Below are 16,858 nucleotides of genomic sequence, written 5' to 3'. Positions count from 1 at the left end.
ATTCTATACTGTCAACTTTACTTTACAACATTTTGCCCGGGAACGCGGCCGAAAAAATATCTATCTTCCCTACTGCGCTGAAATGTGTCAGACTAAGTTGACACTATGGGAACCAAAATGCAGACCGTGAGTCTCAGCTTTTACCGCTTTGCCACACCGCTTTCGCGGCTGTGGGCGTTGACCATGATGGGGGCCGCGCGCCTGTCCCTGCCAAGGATCAAGGGCCTTCAGTTCTGGAAGCTGTGCGGATCAGGAACGGGCGAAGGGTTTACCCCAGTTCCGAACACGGCTGTCTATGCCATCCTGACAGTGTGGTCTGACGACGCCCGCGCGCGCGAGGCCATTGCAACAGAGCCCTTGTTTCAGTCCTACCGAAACCGCGCGTCCGAAAACTGGACACTGTTCCTGACCCCCTACTCTGCCCGGGGCGCCTGGTCAGGCCAGTCTCCGTTTCTCGAAGAATCACCTGTGGAGCACGGGCCGATCGCTGCACTGACCCGCGCCACTGTGCGACCGGCTGTTGCCGCACAATTCTGGAAACGGGTTCCGGACATCAGTGGCGTGATTGGTCAGGATCCCAATGTCCTGTTCAAGATCGGTATCGGCGAAGTTCCACTGCTGCAACAGATCACGTTTTCCATCTGGCCGGATTCCCAGTCCATGGCCAATTTTGCCCGCATAAACGGCCCCCATGCCAAAGCCATTCGCGCCGTCCGCGACGGAAAGTGGTTTCGCGAAGAACTGTACGCACGGTTCCGCGTGACCGGTGAAACAGGCAGCTGGGAAGGCCAATCCCCTCGTATTCTCAAGGACATCGCCGCATGAGACAACCCTTTCCCTTCTCGGCCATCGTCGGCCAGGACCAGATGAAGCTGGCCATGATCCTGACCGCAATTGACCCCGGTATCGGTGGTGTTCTGGTGTTCGGGGACCGGGGGACCGGAAAATCCACCGCCGTCCGCGCGCTTGCTGCGCTTTTGCCGGAAATCCAAAAACTAAAAGGCAGCCCGACAAACGCAGCCACCCTAGAGGAGATGCCGGATTGGGCAGACCCTGTTTCCGGCGAAATGATCACCGCACCGACCCCCGTTGTCGATCTGCCGCTTGGCACAACCGAAGACCGCCTTGTCGGCGCTCTGGATATCGAACGCGCGCTCAGCCGTGGGGAAAAGGCGTTTGAGCCCGGGCTCCTGGCGAAAGCGAACCGCGGGTATCTCTATATCGACGAGGTCAATCTTCTGGAGGATCATCTGGTCGATCTTCTTCTGGATGTCGCGCAATCCGGCGAAAACGTCATTGAACGCGAAGGGCTGTCCGTCCGGCACGATGCGCGGTTTGTTCTGGTCGGCTCCGGCAACCCCGAAGAAGGCGAATTGCGTCCGCAGTTGCTTGACCGGTTTGGCCTGTCGGTCGAGGTGACCTCTCCAAATGACATCGAAGAGCGTGTTGAGGTGATCCGCCGCCGCGCCGCGTTTGACACCAACCCGGAGAGTTTCGTCGCCAAATGGGCGCCGGAAGACACCAAGATCCGCGAACAGATCCTTATGGCGCGCGACGCACTCACCGCGATTGACGCGCCCGATGAGACATTGCGGGATTGTGCCGGGCTGTGCGTTGCCATCGGATCAGATGGTTTGCGCGGTGAACTGACCCTGCTTCGGGCCGCCCGGGCGTTGGCCGCCTATGAAGGCAGCGCGCAAACGACCCGTGAGCACCTGCGGTCGGTTGCACCCATGGCGCTCAGCCACCGTCTGCGCCGTGATCCTCTTGACGATGCCGGGACTTCAACACGCGTGAAACGCACGGTTGAGGAAGTTTTTGCATGATAGAAGACCGGACCGGCATTCAGGTGCAGGGCCAATTGGCGTTGTCTCTGCTGGCGGTTGATCCTGTCGGACTCGGCGGTCTGCATCTGCGGTCGCGCGCCGGCCCTATTCGGGACCGGTTTTGCGAACCAATCAAAAGCCTGTTTCCAAACGCCCGCCGCATCGCGCCTTCCACGAGCGATTTGCAGCTCTTTGGTGGAATCGACGTGGGTGAGACCCTGACGCAAGGCAAAGTCGTACGATCTACGGGGCTTCTTGAAACACCAAAGCCTCTGGTCTTCACCATGGCGGAACGCTGCGAACCCAGCCTCGCCGCGCGATTGGCGCAAGGGTTGGATTCGGGTCTTGGTCACTGCCTGATCCTGCTTGATGAAGGAGCCGAAGATGACGAGATCGCGCCGCGCACGTTGGCCGAGCGTCTTGCCTTTCGGGTCGAACTCGAAGGCTTGCGCCATGTTGAACTGGCGCAAATGGTCGTGTCGCATGCATCTATTCGGGACGCACAAAACCACCTGGGTACAATCACCATTCCCAAAAACGTGCCCGAAGCGCTTGCCGTTACTGCGGCGCGTTTTGGCATTTTGTCTCTTCGCGCGCCCCTCCTTGCTCTTGCCACAGCGCGCGCGAATGCGGCTCTGAATAACCGGAACTCTGTCTCTGAGGACGATCTGCAAGTCGCGGTTCAGCTTGTCTATGCCCACCGCGCAACACAAATGCCAACCGACGACGAGGACACGCCTGAAGAGGACACCACGACACAGGATGATCAGCCAGATGCGCAAAGCCCGGATCAGGACGGGTCAGACCTGACGCTTCCCGACGAGCTGTTGATCGAAGCGGTCAAAGCCATTCTTCCGTTTGACATATTGGCGCATCTGGAAGGATCGGGCAGGGCCAAAACGGCTTCGGGCAGTGGTGGCGCGGGCCAGAAGAAACGCGGCAACAGACGAGGGCGACCCCTTCCGTCGCAACCCGGTCGACTTGACGGTGGCAACCGCATTGACCTTGTCGCCACCCTGCGCGCGGCCGTTCCATGGCAGACGATCCGCAAACGCCAGCATCCAGAACGGACTGGCGTCCAGATCCGTCAATCCGACATCCACGTGCGCAGCTTTCAGGAAATGTCCGACCGGCTGGTCATCTTCGCGGTGGATGCCTCCGGATCGTCGGCCGTCGCGCGCCTTGCCGAAGCCAAGGGCGCTGTGGAACTCATGCTCGCTGACGCCTACGCGCGGCGTGACCATGTTGCGCTTATTGCCTTCAGGGGGGACAGCGCCGATCTGATCCTTCCGCCAACGCGATCGCTTGTGCAAACCAAACGCCGCCTTGCCGGTCTTCCCGGGGGTGGTGGGACACCACTGGCCTCCGGCCTCAAGGCAGCGGCGGAATTGGCAAAACGGGCAAAATCACAGGGCCTGTCCCCGTCCATAGCGGTTCTGACCGACGGACGCGCCAATGTCCCGCTACCGGGTCGAACCGGTCGGGCCGCTGCAAACGAAGATGCCCATGCGATGGCACGGCATATCCGCGGCCTAAACCTGTCCAGCGCGATAATCGACACGTCGGTCCGACCACACCGCGACCTGCAAGCGCTGTGTGACGTGATGGGTGCACGCTATATCGCGCTCCCCCGCGCCGATTCCAAAGGCCTGAGCCGCGCAATCGACACGGCCCTGGGCGGCTGATGTCATGGGTGTTGCTGAAACGCTCACTGCCTGGCCGCATGCAGAGCATTCACGATTCATAGATGTTCGCCCGCATCACTGGCATGTTCAGGAGATGGGCCGCGGCGACACGCTGCTCCTGCTGCACGGGGCCAGTGGCTCGACCCATTCCTGGCGAGATATGATGACCAACCTGGCCAAAGACTATCACGTCGTGGCAATCGATCTGCCTGGACACGGCCAAACCAAACTTGGGTCGCGGCATCGGTCTTCGCTGACCCTGATGACGCAGGACGTGCAAAGCCTGCTGGATCACGAAGGGTGGAAACCGAAAGCGGTGCTTGCCCATTCCGCCGGTGCCGCGCTCGCGTTGCGACTGCTGCAGACCGCTAAGGCGAAGGTTCCTCTGATCGCAGTGAACCCCGCTTTGACACCTTTCAAAGGGCTGACAGGCGTCTTGTTCCCGATGGCCGCGCGTATAGTCGCGATGAGCCCGATGATGGTGAACATGGTCAATCGCAGGATGTCTGATCCGGGTCAGGTGGTGTCCCTGATGGCGACCACAGGGTCAAACATTTCGCCCGAAGGGTTGAGCCTTTACGCGAAACTCTTTCGCAATCGCGATCACATCGACGGCACATTGCTGATGATGGCGCAATGGAAACTGGATGGATTGCTGGCCGACCTGCCCAGAATTGATGTGCCCTGCACGTTTCTCATCGGAGAGAACGACAAGGCCGTTCCGCCGTCATCGGTGCGATCGTCTGCAGAAAAAATGCAGGATGCCAATGTCATATCAGTTCCGGGATACGGGCACCTGTTACATGAAGAAGCACCTGAACTGGTCGCGGATCAGCTTCGGGATGTTCTGCGCAAATACACGTAATACGCACCACCGCCACCATGCCGGACATGCGCTTCGGTAACCTCAAGCACGGCAGAATGCAGCGGTGCCATCTTTAGCCACATGGGAACCTGTCGCTTCAGAACACCCCTTTGTCGCGGGATAGGATCATGCGGATCGTCCCGTTGGCCTTTGCCCGTGATCACCAGAACAAGCCGGAATCCACGCGAATAAGACGTCATGATAAACCGCGTCAGGGCAGGGTGGGCGCGGTCCACTGTCATCCCGTGCAGGTCGATCTTGGCTTCCGGCACCATCTTGCCACGGCGCATTTTGCCAAAGGTCTTCTTGTCCATCGCCGGTTTGCCGCGTTGTACGGGTTGCGGCGTTGTGATCTGACCGTGGGGCAGGGGCGCTTTTGCACCGATACCAAAGGCCCGCGGCAGGTCCATCGGGTCCGGTTGGCGCGGCTGTACCAGTGTCGGCTTGGGGTTCTGCGCTTCGCGGCGCAACGCTTCGGGAAGCGGTTTGGTTGAATGGGCCACCTTTTGCCAAAGCTCGTGTTCATCTGCGCGCAGTTTTCGACGGCTCATTGCATCGCTTCCGGCAAAAAAGCGTAGGCGCGCTGAATGGGCATCAGGACAACCATGCGACCCGGATCCTTGATCCGACCCGCAGCCTGCCCAGCGGCATCCCCCGTTCCAAAAAACACGTCTGCCCGCTGCGCGCCCTTGATCGCCGACCCCGTATCTTGCGCGATCATCAGCCGCCGCAATGGATCAGCGCCGTCCTTTTCAATCCAAACCGGCGCGCCCAGCGGCGTGTACGCCGGATCAACGGCAATCGTACGCATCGGTGTGATCGACCGGTTCATTGCGCCCAGCGGCCCCATATCGGCCGGGACCTGACTGACCTCTCGGAAAAACACGTAGGACTTGTTGTGAAACAAGAGCGCTTCGCCCTCGACCGGGTTGCGGCGCACCCAGTTCTTGATCACTTCTGCCGACACCTGATGCGCCTGATATGTCCCACGGCGCACCAGCTCCTGCCCGATGGATCGGTAATTGTGCCCGTTCGCCCCGCCATATCCAACGCGGATAACACGTCCGTCGGGATACCGGATCCGGCCCGAGCCCTGAACCTGCAGAAAAAACAGCTCAACCGGGTCATCAACCCACGCGATCTCAAGACCCCGACCCGACATCACACCAGAGGTCAGGATCTCTTCGCGTGTCAGCCAGGGACGGGTTTCACGGGCCTCGGATGGCATTCGATACACCGGATGCCGGTAACGCGGCGTCGGAACCGGCGACCCATCAAGCTCAGGCTCAAAATACCCGGTGAACAACGGGTCCTTGCCATCGGTGATCAACAGTGGACGAAAGAACAGTTCAAAAAACTGCCGCGCGTCTTTTGCGTCAAATGCCAAAGCGCAGAGCGACGACCAATCCGGTTCATCCAGATCTGCACATGTGTTCTTGAAGACGGTGAGGGCTGCGGCATGATCATCTTCCGCCCACCCTTCAAGATCCTCGAAACCAAGGATCGAAAAGTGTGGGTCGGTTTCGTTTGGCACAACTGATCCTGCAAGTAGAATATTCAGGACGATGGCTGCACCCAGCCTTCGGATCATTCGCCCGTGGCGACAAGCTGCCAGTTTGGATCATCTTCACCCATGCGCCGTGCATAGGTCCAGACATCTTTCTGACGCTTCATCTGCGTCGGCGATCCTTCGATGATCTCACCGGAACTGTCGCGGACCGCAGATGTCAGCTCACCGACATATTTGACCGAGATTTCGGCGATACGTGTGTCCTCGTCGAAGGTGGCGTCCACAAGCGACAGTTCCCGTACTCCGATAAACTCTGCTTCGATTGTCAGGCCCTGCTCGTTACGGGCTTCGACCACCTCGGCAAAGGTATCGTACACCTCGTCGCTAAGGAACGGCTTGATCTCCGCCAGTTCACCACGTTCGAATCCCATCAGGATCATTTCGTAGGCACCGCGCGCGCCACCCAGAAAATCGGCCACGCCAAAGGACGGTTCGGCCCGTTTCATGCGCGCCAGCGCATCGGCCGCGTCGCTGTGCTCATCGACATGGTCGATGATGTCCCGATCCGGACCGCCTTCGATTACTTCGAAATCGGGACGGGACGAGGACCGCGTGTCCTGTTGCGGCAAAGGTGGTTTTTCGAAACCTTCCCGTGTGCCCAAAACGCTTTTCAAGCGCAGGATCAGAAACACGGCAATGCCAGCAAGCACCAAAAGCTGTATCAGCGGAGAATTCATCAGGACCTCGCCCAGACCATAAGTGGAAACATTGTTGTTGTGCTCTTATGTAGGTGTTGGGTCGTGCATAGTCCACCGCACGCCTATCGAAAGGAGTGCCCTGTCATGTGGCTATTTGTGGCTTTTTTGCTGGTTCCACTGGTTGAAATCGGTTTGTTCATCCAGATCGGCGGTGTCATCGGCCTCTGGCCAACGCTCGGGATTGTTGTCCTGACGGCGATTATCGGCACATATCTGGTTCGATCGCAGGGGCTTATGGCGATGAACAATCTGCGTGGGTCGTTTTCCAACCTCGAAGATCCCTCTGAACCGCTTGCCCATGGCGCGATGATCCTGATTGCGGGCGCATTGCTTCTGACTCCGGGGTTTTTTACCGATGCGGTCGGGTTCGCCCTTCTCGCTCCGCCCATTCGCCTGGCGATCATCGGTTATCTGAAAAAGCGCATCCACGTGCAGCGGTTCGAGATGGGGCCCCAGCCTGACCCATTCCAACAGGATCCACGCCAGCGCCGCCCGCGCGACACGGTGATCGACGCTGATTTTCTGGATGTGACGGAAACGAAAAACCCGCCCGAAAAGGGTTCCGGCTGGACCAAGCATTGAGGCTCTGTTCCGTGGCTGATAAAGAGCGCTCAATTGACTGATTGCTCGATCTCAGGGAGAGACACATGGCAGATACGCCAGAAACCGCCGCAAACGGTGCCGCAGAACAAGCGACCCCTATCAAAATGAACGTCCTTGCACAGTTTGTGCGGGACATGTCCTTCGAAAACATCCTCGCGCAGAAGGGTGTGCAAGGCGATGTGCAGCCGGACGTGCAGCTTCAGGTCAACCTGGACGCCAAGAAACGCACCGCTGACCACCAGTTCGAAGTGATCCTGAAGCTTCAGATCAATTCGAAAGCCAAGGAAAGCGGCGACACCTTGTTCATGCTTGAACTTGAATATGCCGGTGTGTTCCACGTTGAAAACGTACCCGAAGACCAGATGCACCCATTCCTGTTGATCGAATGCCCGCGCATGCTTTTCCCGTTTGTGCGCCGTATTGTCAGCGACGTCACACGTGACGGTGGGTTCCCGCCGCTGAACCTGGAAACGATTGATTTCCTTCAGCTTTACCGTACGGAACTGGCACGCCGTGCGCAGGCCCAGCAGGCTGAAACAGCAAACGCCTGACGCTCAAAAGCGCTTCCAGAGCGCAGCGTCCCCCAAGGTTTCGACAAAGGCGGCATGTGCCGCCTTTTCGCTGTCTGACAAGCGCGACGGCAAAGGGGCCGGGCGCGGGGCAGGGCGCCATTCCTGCTGACTACCGCTTGTCCCCGATTTTGCTTCGGACACGTTCAACCCGAAATCCGGCTGCTTGCCGCCAATCAGCTCAAGATACACTTCCGCCAAAATCTCGGAATCAAGCAACGCGCCGTGCAATGTGCGGGATGAGTTGTCGATCCCGAAACGTCGGCACAGCGCATCAAGCGACGCAGGCGATCCCGGAAACTTCCGTCGGGCAATCGCCAGCGTATCCAAAGACTGGCTCATCGGAATCGCGGGGCGTTTCAACCAGCCCAATTCTGCGTTCAGGAATTTCATATCAAACGCGGCGTTATGAATGACCAGCGTGGCATCCCCGATGAAATCCACGAAGGCCTGCGCGATGTCCGCAAAAACTGGTTTGTCACGCAGGAAATCGTCACCCAACCCATGCACCTCGAACGCCTCTTGCGGCATGGATCGCTCAGGGTTGATGTATTGATGATAGGTCCGCCCGGTGGGAACGTGGTTATAAAGCTCAACCGCACCGATTTCGACAATCCGGTCACCTTGTTCCGGTTCAAACCCGGTGGTTTCCGTATCCAGAACGATTTCACGCATGGCCGATATCTTTCCTGATCTGCTCAAGCACATCGTGAACCTGACGACGGGTATCTTCAAGAGTGTCGGTTGTGATCACAAAATCAGATCGCTGTATTTTTTCGTCGTTCGGCATCTGTTTCGCACGGATGGCCAGGAACTGATCGCGTGTCATGGTGCCTCGCTCCAAAACACGTTTTTCCTGAAGTTCCGGTGAAACAGAGACACATATCACCGCATCCATCTCGGACTCACCGCCCGTTTCGAAAAGCAAAGGTATGTCGCAAACGACGATGTCAGACGAAGCGCTTTTCACAAAGCTTATCCGGTCATCCCGCACCAGAGGATGCACGATAGCCTCGATTTGCCTTAGCGCCTCTGGCGTGTCCGAAATAATCTCTCGCAGCCGTGCGCGATCGACCTGTCCGTCGATCACAGCGGACGGAAACGCCGCGTTGATTTCGGGAACGGCTGCACCCCCCACGGAATACAAACGATGCACTGCCGCATCCGCATCCCAAACTGCGCAACCCGCATCGGCAAACATCTGTGCCGTTGTCGACTTTCCCATCCCGATAGAGCCGGTGAGACCAAGTTTGAACGTCACCGCAACACCGCAGCTCGAACGTTGTCATCAACAACAGGGCGTTTTCCGAACCAGCGTTCGAAACCCGGGACCGCCTGATGAAGCAGCATGCCCAACCCATCGACAACACGGCACCCGCGTTGCTCGGCCTCGGCCAGAAGTCGGGTGCGCAACGGCGTGTACACAAGGTCATTCACAATGATCCCCGGCCGCAGCCCGTCCAGTGGAACCCGCATTTCGGTTTTACCGGTCATGCCAAGCGATGTGGTGTTCACAACCAAGTCCGCCTCTTCCAGCACATTCCCGGCCTGTACCCATTCCACCACCTGAACCCGATGACCAAAATCATCACGCAGCTTTTCGGCCCGAATGCGGGTTCGGTTGGTCAAAAGGATCTGGGGCACCCCGACATCCAGCAAAGACGCAATCACCGCGCGCGCCGCGCCACCGGCACCAAACACAGCTGCCGGCCCGCTCTTTGGATTCCAGTCCGGCTCAGATTGGCGAATGTTTTCGATAAACCCGTACCCGTCCGTGTTGTCCGCGTGAATCCGCCCATCCTTGCGAAAGATCAGCGTGTTTGCAGCGCCGATCAACGTGGCGCGATCGGTGATCAGGTCTGCGATGTCCATCACGGTTTCCTTGTGCGGAATCGTGACATTTGCCCCGACGAACCCCAGATCGACCAATCGTGGCAGCAGATCCTTGATCTTTTCCGGCGCGATGTCGATCGGAATGTAGTGACCGCGCAAACCGTATTTCCGCAACCAGTATCCATGCACATTGGGGCTTTTTGAGTGGGCGATGGGGTGGCCAATAACACCAGCCAGGGGAATTTTACTGTCACTCATCCGTCAATCCGTCCGATCAATGTGAGATGGTTCAATAACTCAAGTAACGGAAGACCCAGCACGGTGAAATAGTCTCCCTGAACCTGGGTGAACAACCGCGCACCTTCTTCTTCCAGTTTGTAAGCGCCGACCGAATGTTTCACGCTGTCCCAGTTGCGCGTAAGGTAATCCTCAAGATAGGCATCCGACACATCGCGCATGCGCAACCGCACCACCCCGACATGCCGCCATTTCGGTTCGCCGTCTTCATAAAGAACCGCTGCTGACAGCAAGGTGTGCGACCGGTTTCGCAAAAGCTGTAACTGGGATCTGGCGTCGTCGATGGTCTCTGGTTTGCCCAGGACCTGTTTGTCGACGGACAACACCTGATCACACCCCAGAACAAGCGCGCCCGGCATCTTATCTGAAATCTTGCGCGCTTTCATTTCGGCCAAGGTGTCAGCAATGTCACGCGGGCTGGCGTCTTCCGCCTCCAAGGATCGCCGGATCGTCTCTTCGTCGATTAGCGCGACCTGAACATCGAATCGTAACCCGGCATTCCGCAGCATCGTGGCGCGGATGTCAGACCCGGACGCCAGAACCAAATCGAGATTCATGTGGACAACTCCGCGGACAACCCTTGTTTCTTTACATGAGTGTTTTGCGGAAAAGCCGCTCTGGCAGCAAGCCGTTAAGACTCTCACCGAGTCGTTAAGCATCTGTTAACGCGTTTTGCCCGCTGTGGATCGGATAACTCTGGATGTCGGACAACTGATTAGCAGAGAAAAATGTCCAAGTTTATCCACATGGGTTTCCCGACGAAAATAGAATGATATCAACCTGTAGAACGACGTTACGGCTCTACAAAAATCTTGTTCACAATCTTATCCATGTCCGGATGTCAGTGAACAACCTGTGCGCAAGTCATTAATCCACAGATCAGGGTCGGGACTACTAAGAACAAAATCCTTACTTTTTTCTTTATTTATTTAAGATAGGGCTCGGTTTGACAGGCTCGTCCTGCTCGTCTAAGAGCAGCACAGTCCTGTTCTGGATGAGACTTTCCAAAGATAAACAAGAGTAGATCGCGACACCACGCGATCCGGGATACGTTATGACCGAAAAACTGAATCTTGCCGATCTGAAGGCAAAAAGCCCCAAAGACCTTTTGGCGATGGCTGAAGAGCTTGAGATCGAAAACGCATCAACCATGCGTAAAGGCGAGATCATGTTCCAGATCCTACGCGAACGCGCGGACGAAGGCTGGGAAATCTTCGGCGACGGGGTTCTCGAAGTGCTTCAGGACGGGTTCGGGTTTTTGCGTTCTCCCGAGGCAAACTACCTTCCGGGCCCTGACGACATCTATGTCTCTCCGGAAATGATCCGGAAGTTCTCTTTGCGAACCGGAGACACCATCGATGGTGAAATCAAAGCGCCCGAGGACAACGAGCGCTACTTTGCCTTGATGAACTGCAGCCAGATCAATTTCCAGGAACCGGAACGCGCCCGCCACAAGATCGCGTTTGACAACCTGACACCGCTCTACCCGGACGAGCGGTTGAACATGGAAATTGAAGATCCGACGATCAAGGATCGGTCAGCGCGGATCATCGACCTTGTTGCGCCCATCGGGAAAGGCCAGCGATCCCTGATTGTTGCGCCGCCGCGCACGGGTAAAACGGTTCTTCTCCAGAACATCGCGCATTCAATCGAACGCAACCATCCGGAATGTTACCTGATCGTGCTGCTGATTGATGAACGCCCCGAAGAAGTGACCGACATGCAGCGCTCGGTGAAGGGCGAAGTTGTGTCGTCCACCTTTGACGAACCCGCCACCCGTCACGTTGCCGTGTCTGAAATGGTCATCGAAAAAGCCAAGCGTCTTGTGGAGCATAAACGAGATGTTGTGATCCTTCTGGATTCCATCACAAGACTTGGTAGAGCGTTTAACACCGTGGTGCCGTCCTCGGGTAAGGTTCTGACCGGTGGTGTAGATGCAAACGCCTTGCAGCGCCCCAAGCGTTTCTTTGGTGCCGCGCGGAATATCGAAGAAGGTGGATCGCTCACAATCATTGCAACCGCTCTGATCGACACCGGAAGCCGGATGGACGAAGTGATCTTTGAAGAATTCAAAGGCACGGGTAACTCGGAAATCGTGCTGGATCGTAAAGTGGCGGACAAACGCGTCTTCCCGGCGATGGATATCCTCAAATCCGGGACCCGCAAAGAAGACCTGTTGGTCAACAAGATCGATCTGCAAAAGACATTTGTTCTGCGTCGGATCCTGAACCCGATGGGCACAACAGATGCCATTGAATTCCTGATCGGGAAACTGAAACAGACCAAGACAAATTCGGAATTCTTCGACTCCATGAATTCGTAAGCCCTCGGGGCAGGGTGCGCTATGGATACAATCTTTGCGCTGGCGACGGTTCCAGGGAAATCCGGCGTTGCCGTGATCCGGGTATCCGGACCTGACGCGTTCCAAAGCTGTACGCTGTTCGGTTTTGCGGCCCCGACGCCGCGCCAAACAGCGCTCCGACGGCTGGTTCATCCCGACCACGGATTTTTGGACGAAGCGCTGGTCATCACGTTCGAGGACGGCAAGAGCTTTACAGGCGAGCCAGTTGTCGAATTCCACATACATGGAAGCATCGCGATTGTTCAGATCGTCTTGGACAGCCTAAGCCAGGTTCCTAATTTCCGATCTGCCGAGGCCGGTGAATTTACGCGCCGTGCGCTGTCAAACGGGCGGCTTGATCTTACCCAGGTCGAAGCGTTGTCTGATCTCATCGATGCAGAAACAGAAATGCAACGCAAACAGGCGCTTCTGGGGTTCTCAGGCCGCCTTCGCGATGCAGCGGAAACATGGCGGAAAGATTTGATTCACGCTCTGTCGCTGCTGGAAGCAACAATTGATTTTGCGGATGAAGACGTTCCCGTTGATGTCTCGCCCGAGGTGACTCAGCTTTTGTCCGGGGTCATGAAAAACCTTGAGGAAGAAATCCAGGGCTATGGCGTTGCAGAACGGATCCGGACTGGATTTGAAGTGGCTATCGTTGGCGCGCCGAATGCTGGTAAATCGACGTTATTGAACGCTTTGGCGGGTCGGGACGCCGCGATCACGTCGGATGTGGCGGGCACAACGCGTGACGTGATCGAGGTTCGCATGGATCTTGATGGCCTTCCAGTGACGTTTCTGGACACCGCAGGTCTTAGGGTATCAGAGGATGTGGTGGAATCCATCGGGATTCAACGCGCATTGGACCGGGCCACAACGGCCGATCTGCGGATATTTCTAGAAAGCGAAGACGCGTTTACGCTTCTGTCACCGCGGGACACGGATATCGTTGTCGCGGGGAAATCCGATCTGACGGGCAATGCGACGGGTGTTTCCGGGGTTACGGGCGAGGGGATCAGCGGACTTATTTCCGATGTGAAAGAACGTTTGATCGGAAAGGCCACATCTGCCGGTCTCGTGTCGCATCAGCGTCAGAAGGATGTACTGTCACTGGGGTTGGACCGGTTGAGGCAAGCGCTGACCTTTGTTGGTGAGGGTCCAGACCGTTATGATCTGGCATCCGAAGAATTACGCGGCGGGATTTTCGTGTTGGAGCGTTTGGTTGGTCGTGTCGATGTTGAAGATGTGTTAGATAAAGTGTTCTCAAGTTTTTGCATCGGAAAATGAGGAGTGTTTCACGTGAAACAATTTGATTTCGATGTCATCGTCGTGGGTGGCGGACATGCAGGTTGCGAGGCCGCACATGCGGCGGCCCGGCTCGGTGCGAGGACGGCTTTGATTACGCTGACACTGTCTGGCATCGGCGTTATGTCCTGCAATCCAGCGATTGGCGGGCTTGGCAAAGGCCATCTTGTCCGGGAAATTGATGCGTTCGACGGGGTGATGGGACGCGTGGCCGATAAGGCTGGCATCCAATTTCGTCTTCTCAATCGCCGCAAGGGCCCTGCGGTTCAAGGCCCACGCGCCCAGGCGGATCGCAAGATTTACCAAAACGAAATGCTGTCCGCCACGCAAGCGCAGCCAAACCTTTCGATACTCGAAGGGGAAGTCACAGATCTCTTGATGGACGAAGACTCCGTTCATGGCGTGCAGATCAACGGCGATAAGGCCATCACAGCCCCGTCGGTCACTCTGACCACCGGGACATTTCTGCGTGGGATCATCCATATAGGCGACCGCCAGATCTCGGGTGGTCGTATGGGGGAAAAGCCGTCGACAGATCTGGCGCGCCGTCTCGATGAACTTGACCTACCTCTTGGCCGCTTAAAAACGGGTACGCCTCCGCGCCTTGATGGGCGCACGATTGATTGGAGTGATCTTGACGAGCAGCCCGGCGATGAACAACCGACGATGTTTTCGTTCCTCTCTGACGCGCCAACCGCGCGTCAGGTGTCCTGTGCGATTACGCATACAAATGCGTCAACCCATGAGATCATCCGCGAAAACCTCGGTCGATCTGCGATGTATGGTGGTCATATTGAGGGCGTAGGACCGCGATATTGCCCGTCTATCGAAGACAAGATCGTTCGTTTTGCCGAAAAGACGTCGCACCAGATTTTCCTGGAACCTGAAGGGCTTGACGATCATACGATCTATCCAAACGGCATTTCGACCTCTTTGCCTGAAGAGGTGCAGTTGCAATACGTGCGATCAATCAAGGGGTTGGAGCGCGCCGAGATTTTGCAACCGGGTTATGCGATTGAATACGACTACGTTGATCCCCGTGCATTGAACTTGGATTTGTCGCTTAAGAAGTGCGCGGGATTGTATCTGGCAGGTCAGATCAACGGCACAACTGGCTATGAAGAAGCGGCCGCGCAGGGGTTGGTTGCTGGTATAAATGCGGCGCGTCGGGCGAAGCAGCAAGAGCCGGTTACGTTCAGCCGTGCGAATAGCTACATTGGTGTCATGATCGATGATCTGACGTCTCGTGGCGTTTCGGAGCCCTACCGAATGTTCACATCGCGTGCCGAGTATCGGTTGTCTCTTCGTGCGGACAATGCAGACCAGCGTTTGACGCCTATGGCGATAGAAGTCGGTTGCGTGAGTGCGCATCGTGTATCTGTTTTCGAAGCAAAGATGAAAAAGCTGAACGCAGGTAAGGCCGCGCTGACATCTCTGACTGTAACGTCGAAGCAGCTTATTGATGCTGGGGTGAATGTATCCCGCGATGGGGCACGCCGTAGTGGTTTTGAGGCGCTTGCGATTGAGTCTGTGACTTGGGATGGTCTGGAGGCAATTTCTCCAGACCTTTCCGAAATCGACGGAGAAACCAAGGAACAGCTGTCCAAGGATGCGCTCTACGCGAATTACCTCGACCGTCAGAAGAAAGATATTGAGGCTCTGCGGCGAGATGAGGCACAGATCATACCGCATGATTTCGGTTTTGATGATATCGAAGGGTTGTCGAATGAGCTTAAGATAAAGCTGAAATCCAATCGCCCGGCTAACATTGCGCAGGCGTCGCGGATTGATGGAATGACTCCCTCCGCGTTGTTGCTTTTGCTGTCAAAGCTGAAAGCCAACGCGTCGCAACGGAAAATCGCGGGATGAATGTTTCACGTGAAACACAGCAAAAGCTGGATCTTTACCTTGAACTTCTCCGGAAATGGTCACCAAAGATAAATCTGGTATCGCAGGACTCTTTGAAGGACGCTGCACGCCGCCATTTCGAGGACTCGCTACAGATCTCGGAATTGGTGGGGGCTGATAGCGAAACCTGGACTGATCTGGGCGCCGGCGGCGGGTTTCCCGGAGCTGTCATTGCGATTGTTCGTGCTGAACAGCAGCCAGACTTTCGGATGACGCTCGTTGAAAGCGATCAGAGAAAGGCGACGTTCCTGCGTACTGTTTCACGTGAAACACAAACGCCGATCACCGTCCTTGCCAAGCGCATTGAGGACATACCACCTTTGACCGCTGATGTTGTAAGCGCCCGAGCGCTGGCGTCTTTGGACAAGCTATTGGACTATGCGTCGCTCCATTTGCGCGACGGCGGAACATGCGTGTTTCCCAAAGGCATGACGTGGCGCCAAGAGGTAGAAGACGCGCAAAAACTGTGGCGATTCACCTACAAAGCCCATACAAGTATCACGAACCCCGATGCTGCCATATTGGAAATTGGAGACTTGTCCCGTGCATGATCCGACACGCCCGATTGGCCCGAAAATAATAGCTATTGCGAACCAGAAAGGTGGTGTGGGGAAAACCACGACAGCCATCAACTTTGCATCAGCGCTTGCCGAAATCGGTCAGAAAGTGCTGGTTGTCGACCTCGATCCACAGGGGAATGCCTCGACCGGGTTAGGGGTGATGCCCGAAGATCGCCGCGCCACAACCTATGACCTGTTGCTCGACGATTTCCCGCTACAGGACATCATTTGCAAGACGCGTCAGGCCAATCTGAGTCTTGTTCCGTCGACGACTGATCTGAGCTCTGCGGATATTGAGCTCATCGCCAATGAGAAGCGGAGTTTCCTTCTGCATGACGCACTGCGGCAGACCGATATGGACCAGTTCGCGTTCGATTTCGTACTGATTGACTGTCCGCCGTCTCTCAACCTTTTGACGGTGAACGCGATGGTCGCGGCGCACTCCGTTCTGGTCCCGCTTCAAAGCGAATTCTTTGCATTGGAAGGGCTAAGCCAGTTAATGCTGACAATTCGGGAAGTGCGGCAAACCGCCAATCCAAACCTTCGCATCGAGGGCGTTGTTCTCACGATGTATGATGCCCGCAACAACCTGTCTCAACAGGTTGAGATGGACGCGCGGGACAATCTTGGGGATCTTGTCTTTGAGACCGTGATCCCAAGGAATGTCCGTGTGAGCGAAGCGCCATCTTACGCGATGCCGGTTCTCGAATACGATCCAAGCTCCAAGGGCGCGGCCGCGTATCGGGCGTTGGCACGCGAATTTCTTGGGAAGTCAGAAACAATGACAGCAGCGTGAGG

18 protein-coding genes are annotated in these 16,858 nt (G+C 56.5%); 11 read left to right on the top strand and 7 right to left on the bottom strand.

Features of this window, described 5'->3' with window-relative positions; all coding sequences use genetic code 11:
• Window positions 1-117: 117 nt before the first annotated feature.
• Genes crtA through bchO form a run of 4 tightly spaced genes read left to right on the top strand, consistent with a single transcriptional unit; the run spans window position 118 to window position 4,376 of the window.
• Window positions 118-825 (top strand): spheroidene monooxygenase, encoded by a 708-nt coding sequence (gene crtA / locus MWU54_RS14675; protein ID WP_247085181.1) that lies wholly within the window; start codon window positions 118-120, stop codon window positions 823-825.
• Window positions 822-1,826 (top strand): magnesium chelatase ATPase subunit I, encoded by a 1,005-nt coding sequence (gene bchI, locus MWU54_RS14670; RefSeq protein ID WP_247085179.1) that lies wholly within the window; start codon window positions 822-824, stop codon window positions 1,824-1,826. The genes crtA and bchI overlap by 4 nt, the downstream gene beginning before the upstream one ends.
• Window positions 1,823-3,511, top strand: a complete 1,689-nt coding sequence (locus MWU54_RS14665; protein ID WP_247085177.1) for a magnesium chelatase subunit D — start codon at window positions 1,823-1,825, stop codon at window positions 3,509-3,511. The genes bchI and MWU54_RS14665 overlap by 4 nt, the downstream gene beginning before the upstream one ends.
• A gap of 4 nt (window positions 3,512-3,515) precedes the next feature.
• The gene (gene bchO / locus MWU54_RS14660) at window positions 3,516-4,376 is read left to right on the top strand and encodes an alpha/beta fold hydrolase BchO (protein WP_247085175.1); all 861 of its coding nucleotides are present in this window, start codon (window positions 3,516-3,518) and stop codon (window positions 4,374-4,376) included.
• Here bchO and MWU54_RS14655 read toward each other — a convergent pair.
• Genes MWU54_RS14655 through MWU54_RS14645 form a run of 3 tightly spaced genes read right to left on the bottom strand, consistent with a single transcriptional unit; the run spans window position 4,343 to window position 6,623 of the window.
• Window positions 4,343-4,927 carry a Smr/MutS family protein gene (locus MWU54_RS14655; protein WP_247085173.1) on the bottom strand — a complete coding sequence of 195 codons (585 nt, stop codon included), beginning with the start codon at window positions 4,925-4,927 and terminating at the stop codon, window positions 4,343-4,345. The genes bchO and MWU54_RS14655 overlap by 34 nt on opposite strands.
• Entirely contained in the window at window positions 4,924-5,967 is a 1,044-nt protein-coding gene (locus MWU54_RS14650; RefSeq protein ID WP_247085170.1) for a murein transglycosylase A, read from the bottom strand. The genes MWU54_RS14655 and MWU54_RS14650 overlap by 4 nt, the downstream gene beginning before the upstream one ends.
• Entirely contained in the window at window positions 5,964-6,623 is a 660-nt protein-coding gene (locus MWU54_RS14645) for a Tim44/TimA family putative adaptor protein (protein ID WP_247085168.1), read from the bottom strand. The genes MWU54_RS14650 and MWU54_RS14645 overlap by 4 nt, the downstream gene beginning before the upstream one ends.
• Window positions 6,624-6,728: 105 nt before the next feature.
• Here MWU54_RS14645 and MWU54_RS14640 point away from each other — a divergent pair, with 105 nt between their 5' ends.
• Complete coding sequence (locus tag MWU54_RS14640; protein ID WP_247085166.1) at window positions 6,729-7,226, top strand: FxsA family protein; 498 nt, start codon at window positions 6,729-6,731, stop codon at window positions 7,224-7,226.
• A gap of 65 nt (window positions 7,227-7,291) precedes the next feature.
• Window positions 7,292-7,798 carry a protein-export chaperone SecB gene (gene secB / locus MWU54_RS14635; protein ID WP_247085164.1) on the top strand — a complete coding sequence of 169 codons (507 nt, stop codon included), beginning with the start codon at window positions 7,292-7,294 and terminating at the stop codon, window positions 7,796-7,798.
• A 3-nt stretch (window positions 7,799-7,801) separates the two neighbouring features.
• Here the strand turns inward: secB and dnaQ are convergent, their stop codons facing one another.
• The 4 genes from dnaQ to MWU54_RS14615 are packed head-to-tail and all read right to left on the bottom strand — an operon-like array spanning window position 7,802 to window position 10,503.
• A complete protein-coding gene (gene dnaQ, locus MWU54_RS14630) occupies window positions 7,802-8,491 on the bottom strand; it encodes a DNA polymerase III subunit epsilon (protein WP_247085162.1) in 690 nt (229 codons plus the stop codon).
• Window positions 8,484-9,077 (bottom strand): dephospho-CoA kinase, encoded by a 594-nt coding sequence (gene coaE / locus MWU54_RS14625; protein WP_247085160.1) that lies wholly within the window; start codon window positions 9,075-9,077, stop codon window positions 8,484-8,486. Before coaE ends, dnaQ begins: the two co-directional genes overlap by 8 nt.
• Window positions 9,074-9,907 carry a shikimate dehydrogenase gene (locus MWU54_RS14620; protein WP_247085158.1) on the bottom strand — a complete coding sequence of 278 codons (834 nt, stop codon included), beginning with the start codon at window positions 9,905-9,907 and terminating at the stop codon, window positions 9,074-9,076. The genes coaE and MWU54_RS14620 overlap by 4 nt, the downstream gene beginning before the upstream one ends.
• Window positions 9,904-10,503: a Maf family nucleotide pyrophosphatase gene (locus MWU54_RS14615; protein WP_247085156.1), complete on the bottom strand. Its 600-nt coding sequence runs from the start codon at window positions 10,501-10,503 to the stop codon at window positions 9,904-9,906. The genes MWU54_RS14620 and MWU54_RS14615 overlap by 4 nt, the downstream gene beginning before the upstream one ends.
• 497 nt (window positions 10,504-11,000) lie before the next feature.
• Between MWU54_RS14615 and rho the strand changes: the two genes are divergently transcribed.
• From rho to MWU54_RS14590, 5 genes are read left to right on the top strand one after another with little or no spacing between them, the layout of a single operon-like run.
• Entirely contained in the window at window positions 11,001-12,269 is a 1,269-nt protein-coding gene (gene rho, locus MWU54_RS14610; RefSeq protein WP_247085154.1) for a transcription termination factor Rho, read from the top strand.
• A 21-nt stretch (window positions 12,270-12,290) separates the two neighbouring features.
• Window positions 12,291-13,574 carry a tRNA uridine-5-carboxymethylaminomethyl(34) synthesis GTPase MnmE gene (gene mnmE / locus MWU54_RS14605; protein WP_247085151.1) on the top strand — a complete coding sequence of 428 codons (1,284 nt, stop codon included), beginning with the start codon at window positions 12,291-12,293 and terminating at the stop codon, window positions 13,572-13,574.
• 3 nt (window positions 13,575-13,577) lie between these two features.
• Complete coding sequence (gene mnmG / locus MWU54_RS14600) at window positions 13,578-15,461, top strand: tRNA uridine-5-carboxymethylaminomethyl(34) synthesis enzyme MnmG (protein ID WP_247085149.1); 1,884 nt, start codon at window positions 13,578-13,580, stop codon at window positions 15,459-15,461.
• Window positions 15,458-16,051, top strand: a complete 594-nt coding sequence (gene rsmG, locus MWU54_RS14595; protein WP_247085147.1) for a 16S rRNA (guanine(527)-N(7))-methyltransferase RsmG — start codon at window positions 15,458-15,460, stop codon at window positions 16,049-16,051. The genes mnmG and rsmG overlap by 4 nt, the downstream gene beginning before the upstream one ends.
• Window positions 16,044-16,856, top strand: a complete 813-nt coding sequence (locus MWU54_RS14590; RefSeq protein WP_348647655.1) for an AAA family ATPase — start codon at window positions 16,044-16,046, stop codon at window positions 16,854-16,856. The genes rsmG and MWU54_RS14590 overlap by 8 nt, the downstream gene beginning before the upstream one ends.
• The last annotated feature ends 2 nt before the right edge of the window (window positions 16,857-16,858 follow it).

It is taken from the genome of Marivita sp. S6314 (assembly GCF_023015985.1).
In the GTDB taxonomy this organism is placed as follows: domain Bacteria; phylum Pseudomonadota; class Alphaproteobacteria; order Rhodobacterales; family Rhodobacteraceae; genus Marivita.
The sequence above is the reverse complement of the archived record's forward strand: the minus strand, read 5'-3'. Positions and strand labels throughout refer to the sequence as shown.

Excerpts from the sequence above, each read along its gene's own strand:
- crtA (WP_247085181.1), top strand. The coding sequence starts at position 118 with ATGCAGACCGTGAGTCTCAGCTTTTACCGCTTTGCCACACCGCTTTCG.
- bchI (WP_247085179.1), top strand. The coding sequence starts at position 822 with ATGAGACAACCCTTTCCCTTCTCGGCCATCGTCGGCCAGGACCAGATG.
- MWU54_RS14665 (WP_247085177.1), top strand. The coding sequence starts at position 1,823 with ATGATAGAAGACCGGACCGGCATTCAGGTGCAGGGCCAATTGGCGTTG.
- bchO (WP_247085175.1), top strand. The coding sequence starts at position 3,516 with ATGGGTGTTGCTGAAACGCTCACTGCCTGGCCGCATGCAGAGCATTCA.
- MWU54_RS14655 (WP_247085173.1), bottom strand. The coding sequence starts at position 4,927 with ATGAGCCGTCGAAAACTGCGCGCAGATGAACACGAGCTTTGGCAAAAG.
- MWU54_RS14650 (WP_247085170.1), bottom strand. The coding sequence starts at position 5,967 with ATGATCCGAAGGCTGGGTGCAGCCATCGTCCTGAATATTCTACTTGCA.
- MWU54_RS14645 (WP_247085168.1), bottom strand. The coding sequence starts at position 6,623 with ATGAATTCTCCGCTGATACAGCTTTTGGTGCTTGCTGGCATTGCCGTG.
- MWU54_RS14640 (WP_247085166.1), top strand. The coding sequence starts at position 6,729 with ATGTGGCTATTTGTGGCTTTTTTGCTGGTTCCACTGGTTGAAATCGGT.
- secB (WP_247085164.1), top strand. The coding sequence starts at position 7,292 with ATGGCAGATACGCCAGAAACCGCCGCAAACGGTGCCGCAGAACAAGCG.
- dnaQ (WP_247085162.1), bottom strand. The coding sequence starts at position 8,491 with ATGCGTGAAATCGTTCTGGATACGGAAACCACCGGGTTTGAACCGGAA.
- MWU54_RS14620 (WP_247085158.1), bottom strand. The coding sequence starts at position 9,907 with ATGAGTGACAGTAAAATTCCCCTGGCTGGTGTTATTGGCCACCCCATC.
- MWU54_RS14615 (WP_247085156.1), bottom strand. The coding sequence starts at position 10,503 with ATGAATCTCGATTTGGTTCTGGCGTCCGGGTCTGACATCCGCGCCACG.
- rho (WP_247085154.1), top strand. The coding sequence starts at position 11,001 with ATGACCGAAAAACTGAATCTTGCCGATCTGAAGGCAAAAAGCCCCAAA.
- mnmE (WP_247085151.1), top strand. The coding sequence starts at position 12,291 with ATGGATACAATCTTTGCGCTGGCGACGGTTCCAGGGAAATCCGGCGTT.
- rsmG (WP_247085147.1), top strand. The coding sequence starts at position 15,458 with ATGAATGTTTCACGTGAAACACAGCAAAAGCTGGATCTTTACCTTGAA.